This is a genomic window from Mesorhizobium sp. M4A.F.Ca.ET.020.02.1.1, assembly GCF_004022645.1.
Taxonomy (GTDB): Bacteria; Pseudomonadota; Alphaproteobacteria; order Rhizobiales; family Rhizobiaceae; genus Mesorhizobium.
Genome location: NZ_RZOI01000115.1, coordinates 1 through 11,395 on the forward strand (window position 1 = coordinate 1; position 11,395 = coordinate 11,395).

At 63.9% G+C, this 11,395-nt stretch carries 12 protein-coding genes and 1 pseudogene; 3 read left to right on the forward strand and 10 right to left on the reverse strand.

Annotated elements, in window-relative coordinates; all coding sequences use genetic code 11:
- Positions 1-1,137: Zn-dependent hydrolase (locus EN742_RS10485; protein ID WP_148670070.1), on the reverse strand; the 1,137-nt coding region annotated here is incomplete at its 3' end.
- 69 nt (positions 1,138-1,206) lie between these two features.
- Positions 1,207-2,535 (reverse strand): aspartate aminotransferase family protein, encoded by a 1,329-nt coding sequence (locus EN742_RS10490; protein ID WP_127400257.1) that lies wholly within the window; start codon positions 2,533-2,535, stop codon positions 1,207-1,209.
- A gap of 254 nt (positions 2,536-2,789) precedes the next feature.
- Between EN742_RS10490 and EN742_RS10495 the strand changes: the two genes are divergently transcribed.
- On the forward strand, positions 2,790-3,419 hold the full coding sequence (locus EN742_RS10495; protein ID WP_127421738.1) for a TetR family transcriptional regulator C-terminal domain-containing protein: 630 nt from the start codon (positions 2,790-2,792) through the stop codon (positions 3,417-3,419).
- A 14-nt stretch (positions 3,420-3,433) separates the two neighbouring features.
- Here the strand turns inward: EN742_RS10495 and EN742_RS10500 are convergent, their stop codons facing one another.
- Positions 3,434-4,306, reverse strand: a complete 873-nt coding sequence (locus EN742_RS10500; protein ID WP_127406691.1) for a helix-turn-helix transcriptional regulator — start codon at positions 4,304-4,306, stop codon at positions 3,434-3,436.
- Between the two features lie 103 nt (positions 4,307-4,409).
- Here EN742_RS10500 and EN742_RS10505 point away from each other — a divergent pair, with 103 nt between their 5' ends.
- Both EN742_RS10505 and EN742_RS10510 read left to right on the forward strand, forming a co-directional pair.
- Positions 4,410-5,258: an SDR family NAD(P)-dependent oxidoreductase gene (locus EN742_RS10505; protein WP_127400282.1), complete on the forward strand. Its 849-nt coding sequence runs from the start codon at positions 4,410-4,412 to the stop codon at positions 5,256-5,258.
- Positions 5,251-5,973 carry an SDR family oxidoreductase gene (locus EN742_RS10510; RefSeq protein WP_127406692.1) on the forward strand — a complete coding sequence of 241 codons (723 nt, stop codon included), beginning with the start codon at positions 5,251-5,253 and terminating at the stop codon, positions 5,971-5,973. The genes EN742_RS10505 and EN742_RS10510 overlap by 8 nt, the downstream gene beginning before the upstream one ends.
- 38 nt (positions 5,974-6,011) lie before the next feature.
- Here EN742_RS10510 and EN742_RS10515 read toward each other — a convergent pair whose 3' ends face one another.
- The 7 genes and pseudogenes from EN742_RS10515 to EN742_RS10545 form a co-directional block, all read right to left on the reverse strand.
- Entirely contained in the window at positions 6,012-6,506 is a 495-nt protein-coding gene (locus tag EN742_RS10515) for a DUF3592 domain-containing protein (RefSeq protein ID WP_127400284.1), read from the reverse strand.
- A 94-nt stretch (positions 6,507-6,600) separates the two neighbouring features.
- Positions 6,601-6,976, reverse strand: a pseudogene (locus tag EN742_RS10520) (DoxX family protein).
- Between the two features lie 63 nt (positions 6,977-7,039).
- Complete coding sequence (locus tag EN742_RS10525) at positions 7,040-7,498, reverse strand: carboxymuconolactone decarboxylase family protein (RefSeq protein WP_127406693.1); 459 nt, start codon at positions 7,496-7,498, stop codon at positions 7,040-7,042.
- A 5-nt stretch (positions 7,499-7,503) separates the two neighbouring features.
- Positions 7,504-8,040: an Rrf2 family transcriptional regulator gene (locus EN742_RS10530; RefSeq protein WP_127400287.1), complete on the reverse strand. Its 537-nt coding sequence runs from the start codon at positions 8,038-8,040 to the stop codon at positions 7,504-7,506.
- Positions 8,041-8,150: 110 nt separating this feature from the next.
- Complete coding sequence (gene preA, locus EN742_RS10535) at positions 8,151-9,464, reverse strand: NAD-dependent dihydropyrimidine dehydrogenase subunit PreA (protein ID WP_128332781.1); 1,314 nt, start codon at positions 9,462-9,464, stop codon at positions 8,151-8,153.
- A 2-nt stretch (positions 9,465-9,466) separates the two neighbouring features.
- Positions 9,467-10,831, reverse strand: a complete 1,365-nt coding sequence (locus EN742_RS10540; protein WP_127421666.1) for an NAD(P)-dependent oxidoreductase — start codon at positions 10,829-10,831, stop codon at positions 9,467-9,469.
- A 113-nt stretch (positions 10,832-10,944) separates the two neighbouring features.
- Positions 10,945-11,395 (reverse strand): gamma-glutamylcyclotransferase (locus tag EN742_RS10545; RefSeq protein ID WP_189375263.1); only part of this gene is annotated, 451 nt, incomplete at its 5' end.

Consider the following 11,395-nt stretch of genomic DNA (forward strand, 5'->3'; position numbering starts at 1 on the left):
GGGGCACATCACCATCGCTGTCGGGGCGACGCGGTTGATCCAGCAGGCATCGTGGCCGGCGCCCGAGACGATGTTGCGATGCGTGTAGCCGAGCCGGTCGGCTGCATCGCGGATCGCCTTGACGCAGCCCTTGTCGAAGGTGACCGGATCGAAATGGCCGACCTGCTCGATCTGGTATTTGATGTCGAGCGCATCGCAGATCGTGTCGATGCCTTCGCGCACGCGCGCGTCCATGGCGTCGAGCACCTCCTTTTCCGGCGAGCGGATGTCGATGGTGAAGACGGTGCGCCCGGCAATGATGTTGCGCGAGTTCGGATAGGCCTGCATATGGCCGACAGCGCCGACAGCGTCCGGCTGATAGTCCATGGCGATCTCGTGCACCAGCTCGATCACCCGCGCCATGCCGAGCCCGGCATTGCGGCGCTTCGGCATCGGCGTCGAGCCGGTATGCGCCTCCTTGCCGGTCAGCGTCACCTGCAGCCATTTCAGGCCCTGGCCGTGCGTGACGACACCGATGTCGATGCCTTCATCTTCAAGAATAGGCCCCTGCTCGATATGCAGTTCGAAGAAGGCGTGGATCTTGCGCTCGCCGACTTTCTCGGTGCCCTTCCAGCCGATGCGCTCCAGCTCCTCGCCGAACTTCTTGCCGTCCTTGTCGACATGTTCGTAGACGTCGGCCTGGTCGAGCACGCCGGCGAAGACGCCGGAGGCCATCATGGCCGGCGCGAAGCGCGCGCCTTCCTCGTTCGTCCAATTGGTAACGACGATCGGGTGCCTGGTCTTGATGCCGAGATCGTTGAGCGAGCGCACGCCTTCCAGCCCGCCGAGGACGCCGAGCACGCCGTCATACTTGCCGCCGGTCGGCTGGGTGTCGAGATGGCTGCCGACATAGACCGGCGGCAGACTGGGATCGGTGCCCTCGCGGCGGGCAAACATGGTGCCCATCTCGTCGAGCCCCATTTCGAGGCCCGCGGCCTCGCACCAGCGCTTGAACAGGTGCCGGCCCTCGCCGTCCTCGTCGGTCACGGTCTGGCGATTGTTGCCGCCGGCAATGCCGGGGCCGATCTTCGCCATCTCCATGATGGAATCCCACAAACGGTCTGAATTGATTCGCAGATTCTCGCCGGGGGCCGCCATTCAAAGTCCTCTCATTTCACGATCCGATCGGGCGGCGGTTCCCGACGCCGCCCAACCGGACAAAGCAGTCTAGTCTATCGACCTCAGAACATCGCGCAGATGGTCGATCAATTCGTTGATCTGACCCTTTGTGATGATCAGCGGCGGCGACAGCGCGATGATGTCGCCGGTGGTGCGGATCAGCGCGCCGTGCTCGAACGCCTTGACGAAGGCCGAGAAGGCCCGCTTCGTCGGCTGCCCGGCAATCGGCGCCAGTTCGATCGCGCCGATCAGGCCGATGTTCCTGATATCGATGACGTTCGGCTCGCCCTTCAGCGAATGCAGCGCATCTTCCCAGTAGGGCGCCAGCTCCTCGCCCCGGGTCAGCAGGCCTTCGTCCTTGTAGGTGTCGAGCGTGCCGAGCGCCGCGGCACAGGCGATCGGATTGCCCGAATAGGTATAGCCGTGGAAGAACTCGATCATGTGATCGGGTCCGGTCATGAAGGCGTCGTGGATCTCCTTCGTCACGAACACCGCGCCCATCGGGATAACGCCGTTGGAGACGCCCTTGGCGGTGGTCATGATGTCCGGCGTGACGCCGAAATAGTCGGCGGCGAACGGTGTGCCGAGGCGTCCGAAGCCGGTGATGACCTCATCGAAGATCAACAGGATGCCGTGCTTGGTGCAGATCTCGCGCAGCTTCTGCAGATAGCCCTTCGGCGGCAGGATGACGCCGGTCGAGCCGGCCACCGGCTCGACGATAACGGCCGCGATGGTCGAGGCGTCATGTAGCGCGACGATGCGCTCGAGTTCGTTGGCGAGTTCCGCGCCATGCTCCGGCACACCCTTGGAGAAGGCGTTCTTTTCCGGCAGATGCGTATGCGGCATATGGTCGACGCCGCCGAGCAGCGTGCCGAACATCTTGCGGTTGTTGACGATGCCGCCGACCGAGATGCCGCCGAAATTGACGCCGTGATAGCCGCGCTCGCGGCCGATCAGCCGGGTGCGCGAGCCCTCGCCCCTGGCGCGGTGATAGGCGATCGCCATCTTCAGCGCGGTATCGACCGATTCCGAGCCGGAATTGGTGAAGAAGACATGGTCCATGCCCTTCGGCGCGATGTCGACCAGGCGGTTCGCCAGTTCGAAGACGATCGGGTGGCCCATCTGGAAGGCCGGCGCATAGTCGAGCTCGGCCGCCTGGTGCTGGATCGCCTCGGTGATCTTCGGCCGGCAGTGGCCGGCATTGACGCACCAGAGACCGGCGGTGCCGTCGAGCACCTTGCGGCCGTCGCTGGTGGTGTAATGCATGTCCTTGGCGGACACGAACATGCGCGGCGCCTGCTTGAATTGCCGGTTCGCCGTGAACGGCATCCAGAATGCGCTGAGATCGTTCGGCGTGACTTTCAGCCGGTTGGACATGACCAAGACTTCCCCTTGTAACCTGTTTCGGTGCGGCTAACGCTTGGTCTTCCCAGCACTTGGTCTCAGCTGCGTTTTCGTGCTACGCAAATTTTGACCGATTGGACAAACGTTAGCACCGCCATGTCGGCGGTCAAGGGATTACTAACGGAAATGCGGCATCGGAAGCGCGCTCCACAGGCCAAGGAAAAACTGGTCCAGAGAATTGGTCCAGATGACGCTCGCGGCGAAGGTTTACGGGGGTGACGGCCGCCATGGAAGGTTCCGCTCCCCGCCGCACCCGCATCCAGCAGGAAAAGCGCGAGCTGATCCTGGAAGCCGCGCTCGAGGTCTTCTCCACCAACGGTTTTCGCGGCTCTACCATCGACCAGATCGCCGAAGCGGCCGGCATGTCGAAGCCGAACCTGCTCTACTACTTCCGCCGCAAGGAAGACATTCACGAAACGCTGATGGAGCGGCTGCTCGAGACGTGGCTGGCGCCGCTCAGGGAACTCGACGACATCGGCGACCCTCTCACCGAGCTGCGCAGCTACATCAGGCGCAAGCTCGAAATGGCGCGCGATTTCCCGCGCGAGAGCCGGCTGTTCGCCAATGAGATCCTGCAGGGCGCGCCGCGCATCATGCCGCTGCTGGAAGGCGAGCTGAAAACGCTGGTCGACGAGAAGGCGGCCGTCATCAAGGGCTGGATGCGCGCCGGCAAGATCGCTCGCACCGACCCTTGGCACCTGATCTTCTCGATCTGGGCAACGACGCAGCACTATGCCGATTTCGACGTCCAAGTCCGCGCCGTGCTTGGCGCCGACCGCGGCGGCGACGGCCGCTTCGAGGACGCCGCGCGCTTCCTCGAGCAATTGTTCATCGACGGGCTGAAGCCGAAGGGCTGAAAGTGTAGATGGCGTCAGGCGCTGCGCCGATCGGCCGGCAGCGCGTCGAGCAGCTTCTGCAATTTGGCGATCGAATTCTGCTCGGCAAGCGGCGTGTAGACGATCAGCCGCATGTCGGAACCGTCGTCGATCGAAAGGCTCATATGCTCGAATGTCATGGCGCCGGCGCTCGGGTGCCTGACATGCTTCACCCCTGACAATCTCCGCGCCACATCACGCTGCGGCCACCAGTCGCGGAACTCGGGACTTGAACGCATCATCAGCGCGATCAGCCGGTCGAAGTCCGGGTCGCCGACATATTTGGCGCTTTCCGCGCGAAACGATGCGAGCACCACGCGGGCGAGTTCTTCCCAGTCGACCAGCAGGCGGCGGTGGTGCGGGCTGGCGAACACCATGTGGACAATGTTGCGGGTATCGCCCTCCAGCAGGCCATAATCCCCGAACACTGCCACCGCCGCTGGGTTCCAGGCCAGCACATCCCAGCGCCGGCCGACGACATAGGCCGGCTGCAGGACGAGGCTTTGCAGCATGTGCAGCAGCGGGCCGTCGACCTTTTCGGGCGCCGCCTCGCGGCGCTCCTGCTGCTGGCGGCCGGCAAGGATGAACAGATGCCGCTTCTCGACGGCGTCAAGGCGCAACGCCTCCGAGAGCGCCGTCAGCACTTCGACCGAGGGGCGAACGTCCCTGCCCTGTTCCAGCCAGGTGTACCAGGTCGTGCCGACGCCGGCGATCATCGCCACTTCCTCGCGTCTCAGCCCTGGCGTGCGCCGCCGCGCGCCGCAAGCGATGCCGGCGGTCTCGGGCGAAAGCCTTTCCCGGCGCGAGCGCAGGAAGGCGCCAAGCTCGCGCCGGCGGCTGTCTTCTGACGAATGGGGGATCGCGTCCATGGGACTTATTATAGCAGTATTGATACCAGGATAAAGTTTGAACTGTTTGGGATGCGCGCCGCGCCCCATCTTGCGTTCAGAGCGAAACATGGAGGCTCTGAACATGGACCTGAAGGACAAGACCGTCCTCATCACCGGATCAACCGACGGCGTCGGCCGCGTCGTGGCCGAGAAGCTCGGCGCGAGCGGCGCGCATATCCTGGTGCATGGCCGCGACGCGATGCGCGGCAAGGCAGTCGTCGCTGCCATTGAAGCCGCCGGCGGCAAGGCCGAGCTTCTCGTCGCCGATCTCTCCTCGCTTGCCGAGGTCAGGCGCCTCGCCGAAGCCGTGCGCGCCAGGACAACGCGGCTCGACATCCTGATCAACAATGCCGGCGTCGGCACCGCCGGCGGAGGCGCGAAAAGACAGGTCAGCGCCGACGGCTACGAACTGCGTTTCGCCGTCAACTATCTCGCCGCCTTCCTGCTGACCTCGGAGCTTTTGCCGCTGCTCAAGGCGAGCGCGCCGGCGCGGATCGTCAATGTCGCCTCGGCCGGCCAGCAAGCGATCGACTTCGACGACATCATGCTGACCCACGGCTACAGCGGCGTGCGTGCCTACTGCCAGAGCAAGTTGGCACAGATCCTGTTCACCGTCGATCTGGCCGGAGAGCTGAAAGGCAGCGGCGTCACCGTAAACGCCCTGCATCCGGCAAGCTACATGGACACCACCATGGTCCGGCAAGCAGGCGTCACGCCGTGGAGCTCGGTCGAGACCGGCGCCGACGCCATCCTCAACCTCGCCGCTTCGCCGGCGCTCAAGGGACGCAGCGGTCTCTATTTCGACGGCCAGCGCGAATCCCGCGCCGACGCACAGGCCTACGACGAAAAGGCGCGCCGGCAGTTGCTGAGCCTTAGCCTCGACCTGATCGAGCGCGCCTCAGGCCCAACCAGGAACAACAGTCATGAGTGAGAAAATCGAACATTGCGTCATTATCGGCGGCTCGTCCGGCATCGGCCTTGCCACGGCGCGCAAGCTGGTTGGCCCCGGCATGAAAGTGACGATCACGGGCCGCAATGAAGACAAGCTCAAGAACGCCTGGAAGACCCTTGGCGGCACCGTCGGCAAGGCCTCCTTCGATGCGACCAGGCCGGGTGACGTCCGCCATTTCTTCGATAGCCTCGGACCGTTCGATCACCTCGTCCTGGCCGCAAGCGGCGGCAAGGGGCTTGGGCCGTTCGCGACTCTCGATCTCGCCGACATCGGCAGTGGCGTCGACGAGAAAATCCGCCCGCAATTGTCTTGCCTGCAGGCAGCCCTGCCGACGCTGAGCAAAGCTGGATCGGTTACCTTCATTTCGGCGGTATCGGCGCAACTCGCCGCCCCCGGCATTGCTGGCATAGGCGCCATCAATGGCATGCTTCTGACAGTGGCACCGATCCTGGCGGTCGAGTTGAAGCCGTTACGCGTCAATGTCGTGGCGCCCGGCGTCATCGATACGCCCTGGTGGGATTTTCTGCCGGGCGAACAGCGGCAAGCGGTCTTTGCCGAATATGCCGGCAAGACGCCTGTCGGCCGCATCGGCCGCGCCGAGGACGTCGCCGACGCGATCGCCTTCCTTGTCTGCAACGGCTTCATGACCGGCCAGGTGCTGACCTGCGATGGCGGTCTGCGATACGCTGCTTGAACTGCTGCCCAAGACCGCCGGCGGTCGTACGAAAATGTTTAGTCGGAAATCAGGCTGGGCCAGAAAGCGAATGCCATCAGCCCGGCCGCGATCAGGTACCAGACGGCGACGTGGATCGCCTTCATGATCGGTCGCCCCACTTCCCGTGCCCGCTTCGGATTGAGTGGATCATAGATCACCTCGACCGAAGCTCCGATCGAACCGGTCACGCTATTGATCGGTAGGTTCGAGTCGAAACGCCAGCTACGCCCCTGGCGATCGGCGAATTCGATGGTCGGCGTGCTTGGGGAATCGCCGGACGTGTCAATGCCAACCACCTTGCCGATGGCATAGGCGCGTCGCCGCCTGAGCACGATATCGCCATAGCTGTGCGGGACAACCAGCGCCAGCACGAAGAGGGCACACAGGAAGCACCATATCTGCATGTCGGTGGGGGAATAGCCGATCGATTCAGCGGTCGCGCGAAACGGCGACAGCGCCTGATGAAAGGCCTGCGAAACGCTCGCCCAGAAACCGGTCCAGTTTTGCTCCATGCGCGCTCCAACGGGCGAACTGGGTCAAGGTACAGCACAATCGCGACAGAGCGATTAATGGGCACTCGACGACCGGAAGCGTCAAGTTGTCAGTTCAAAGCGGCTGCGCCATCAGCGCCAGAAACCCTCCGGAAAGCGCAATATTGGCGACAAAGCCGTTGATTCGTGCCGCTCGCTCCGGGCCCTGATGATCCCAGAAATTGTCGAACATGACCGTTGCGACGACCAGGAACAGGATAAGCCAAGCAGCAGCAAGCGCGATCCAGACGCCCGCCACAATCAGGCCGCCGGCGACGACCTGCACGACGATGCCGAGCCACAGCGCCAGCCCCGCCTGAGGCACGCCGCGCTCCGTCATCAACTGGGTCAGGAAGGCCCTGTTCAGGATATTGCGCAAGCCGGCGAACAAAGGCGCCGCCAACCAGCAGTCGCGCGGCAAGCAGAATCTCGTTTTGAAAATTTGCAAACATGTGATTGATCTCGCGCCAAAAAGGCGCGGGGCCGAGGTCCGGCCCGCGCGCTGGGTCGATCGCTCACGCAGCCTTGGCGGCCGGCGTTGGGTGAATGGCCTGGAACGGAACGCAAAGCCGGTTCCAGGTGTTGATCATGCCGATCGCGACCGACAGCTTGACCAGTTCCTCTTCGGAGAAATGCACCAGCGTGCGGGCATAAAGTTCGTCCGAGACGCCGTTGTTGGCGATCTTCGTCACCGCTTCGGTCCAGGCCAGCGCGGCGCGCTCGCGCTCGGAAAACAGCGGCGATTCCTTCCAGGCAGCGATGAGATAGAGCCGCTGCTCGGTCTCGCCGTCCTGCCGCGCCTCGCGGCTGTGCATGTCGACGCAGAAGGAGCAGCCGTTGATCTGCGAGGCGCGCAGCTTGATCAGATGCAGCAGGCTAACCTCCAGCCCGCATTCGTCGACCGCCTTGTTGAGCGCCGACACCGCCTTCATGATTTCAGGCGCCTTGGCGAAGAATTGCAGCCTCTGTTTCATAGTTCTTACCTTCCACTCTTTGCTTGGGGAACTTGGTTTGGATGAACCTTCTGCGGCCGCTGATAGCGGGCGACGAAGGCGCAGCCCGCCGCGACCGAGCGCGGATCGGCCTCGCTGACATAGTCAGCCACGATCGCCGACAGCCTGACTTCGGCCAGCGCTGCGCGATAGGCGCGCTCGGCCTTGAGCATCGCTGCATTGATGCCGCATGGCTTCACATAGGCCGAAGCATCGAGCCGCACAGGGCCGCGCTGGCGGATCTCGCCGCAACGGAAGGCAGGTTCCCTGCCCTCGACGGCGAGCACGATGTCGAGCAGCGTGATGCTCTCGGACGGCTTCGCCAGACGGTAGCCGCCGGCCGGTCCCGGCACCGATTCCAGAATACCCGCGGCCGTCAGCATGTTGAGATGCTTGAGCAGATAGCTCGGCGACAGGCCGAAAGCCTCCGCCATGGCGGCGCCCGGCATGGTCGCGGCGCCGTCTACGCCTGCGAGCATCGCGGCGCAGTGGATTGCCGCCTCGACGCCTTCCCCCAATCTCATGATGCCATGCTCCAATTCATGGATATCTTTTATCGTGGATATCCACTATCTGCAATAGGAAAACGAAAAACGGCGCCCGAAGACGCCGCTTCTCTCGTCGCGTACCTGCCCTATTCCGCCGCTACCTTGGCCATCGGATTGTTCGGATGCGTCGTCCAGTTGGCATAGACCGGCGACACCGGCTTGCCGGTGCGCTCGTCCATCGCGCCGGCGGCCAGCGGCTCCATCGTGATGCAGCCCTCGACCGGGCAGACATTGACGCAGAGGTTACAGCCGACGCATTCGGCCTCGATCACCTCGAAATGCCTGACGCCGTCGACCATGCTGGTGATCGCCTGGTGCGAGGTATCTTCGCACGCGATGTGGCAGCGGCCACATTTGATACAGGCGTCCTGGTCGATATGCGCCTTGGCGACATAGTTGAGGTTGAGATACTGCCAGTCGGTGACGTTGGTCGTGGCCCGGCCGACGAAGTCGGAGAGCGAGGCATGGCCCTTCTCGTCCATCCAGTTCTCAAGCCCGGCGATCATCTCCTGCACGATCTTGAAGCCGTAGGTCATCGCCGCCGTGCAGACCTGCACGTTGCCAGCGCCGAGCGCCATGAACTCCGCCGCATCGCGCCAGGTGGTGATGCCGCCGATGCCGGAGATCGGCAGTCCGCGGGTCTCAGCATCGCGCGCGATCTCGGCCACCATGTTCATGGCGATCGGCTTCACCGCCGGTCCGCAATAGCCGCCATGCGAGCCCTTGCCGTCGATGGTCGGCTGCGGCGCGAAACTGTCGAGGTCGACGCCGGTGATCGAATTGATGGTGTTGATCAAAGACACCGCGTCGGTGCCGCCGGCGTGTGCCGCGCGCGCCGGCTTGCGGATGTCGGTGATGTTGGGCGTCAGCTTGGTGATGACCGGCATGCGGGTGTTTGCCTTGCACCAGCGCACCACCATTTCGATATATTCCGGCACCTGGCCGACCGCCGAGCCCATGCCGCGCTCCGACATGCCGTGCGGACAGCCGAAATTGAGCTCGATGCCGTCGGCTCCGGTCTCCTCGACCACCGGCAGGATCGCCTTCCAGCTTTCCTCGACGCACGGCACCATCAGCGAGACGACGACGGCGCGATCCGGCCAGTCCTGCTTGACCTGCTTGATCTCGCGCAGATTGGTCTGCAGCTCGCGGTCGGTTATCAGCTCGATGTTGTTCAGGCCAAGCAGTCGCCGGTCGGCACCCCAGATCGCGCCATAGCGCGGGCCGTTGACGTTGACGACGGGCGGCCCCTCTTCGCCGAGCGTTTTCCAGACCACGCCGCCCCAGCCCGCCTTGAAGGCGCGGATGACATTGTAGGCCTTGTCGGTCGGCGGCGCCGAGGCCAGCCAGAACGGATTGGGCGACTTGATGCCGACGAAATTGTTGCGGATATCTGCCATGCTCATGCCCTCCCGTTAGAGGTCAGTGCCCGGTTGATCGATTCCGCCGCGTCGCGGCCCTGCGCCACGGCCGAGACGGTGAGGTCATCGCCGCCGAAGATGCAGTCGCCGCCGGCCCAGACCTTCGCCAGCGACGTACGCCCCTCGGCATCGACCTTGATGCGCCCGCCCTCCAGCTCGATCTCGGCGCCACTGCCATTCAGCGCTGCCGGGACAAAGCTCTGGCCGATCGCCTTGAACACCTGGTCGGCGGCGAGCGTAAGCCGCTCGCCAGTGCCGGCAAGCTTGTCGCCGTTCATTGCCGTGTATTCGAGCTCGATCGCCGACACCTTGCCGTTCTCGGCGATGACCCGCTTCGGCTGCAGCCAGTGGCGGATGGTGACGCCGTTGGCGGCGGCCAGATCCTGCTCGAAGCCGGATGCATTCATGTGCTCCTGGCCGCGCCGGTAGCAGATCGTCACCTCCTCGGCCCCGAGCAGCTTCGACTGCACCGCGGCGTCGATCGCCGTCATGCCGCCGCCGATGACGACGACGCGCCTTCCGACCGGCAGGCCCGAAAGATCGCCCGCCTGACGCAGCTCGGCGATGAACTCCACGGCGTTGGTGACACCATCGGCATCCTCGCCGTCGGCGCGCAGCGCGTTGACGCCGCCAAGCCCCATGCCGAGGAACACCGCGTCGTAGTTCCGGATCAGGTCGGACAGCTGGTAGTCGCGGCCGAGCGCCTTGCCGTTCTGGATGTCGATGCCGCCGATCGAGGTAACGTAGTCGACCTCGGCCTGGGCGAAATTGTCGACGCTCTTGTAGGCCGCGATGCCATATTCGTTGAGGCCGCCGGCCTTCGCTCGCGCCTCCAATATGGTCACGTCATGACCATGGCGGGCGAGCCGATGCGCGGCGGCAAGCCCGGCCGGCCCGGCGCCGACCACAGCGACCGTCTTTCCGGTCGGTTCGGGGCGCGGATAAAACTGCTTGTTCTCGGACATGGCGACGTCGGTTGCGTAGCGCTGCAGCCGGCCGATCTGCACCGGCTTGCCTTCCGCCACCTCGCGCACGCAGACTTCCTCGCACAGCGTCTCGGTCGGGCAGACGCGGGCACACATGCCGCCAAGGATGTTTTGGTCGAAAATGGTCTTCGCCGAGCCGAGCGGATTGCTGGTCGAGATCTGGCGGATGAACAGCGGAATGTCGATCGAGGTCGGGCATGCGTTCATGCACGGCGCGTCGTAGCAGAAATAGCAGCGATCGGATTCGACCAGCGCCTCGTGATGGTCGAGCGGCGGGTGCAGGTCGGAGAAATTGTCGGCATATTGCTCGGACGACAGCCGGCCGCCGGCTATGCCTTCCTTGAAATGACCAGTCGCCATTCCGGTTCCCCTTGTCTTGTTTTAGGGAAGGCTAGCACGTTTTATTTTTTTATCAATTGGTCAATTTTCGACCAAGTCGCTGAAAAGACACGATAAAAACATGATAATTGCACTCATGTTATAACGAGCGCGGAAGGCTCGAATGGCGCAGCGCTTTCAATGCCGGGGCCATGGATCGACCTGATCTCGTCCGCGACCAGTTCCTGCAGCCGCCACAGATTGCGGTCATGGATGCCGAACGCCTCGAGATGGCTGACTGTGTTGTAGAGATACTCGGCTCCGGAGCCGACATGGCCGCAGGCGCGGGCCAGCACATGCGCCACCGTCTCGAGCGGCTGCCCAAGCGAGGTGCCCCTGCCGGTCACCCCGACCCAGAAGCCCAGCGCCTTGAGCGGCCCCTGCGCGGTGCGCACCGGCACCCAGCGGACCGAGGCGATGCTTTCGTGATCATCTATCTCGCGCCGCAGCAGCCTTTCGATCTGGGCAGGCTTGTCGCCGTCCGGCAGGCGATAGATGACGCCGTCGCAGCGCCCGCCCCGTTCCAACGCCATCATCAGCCCCGGC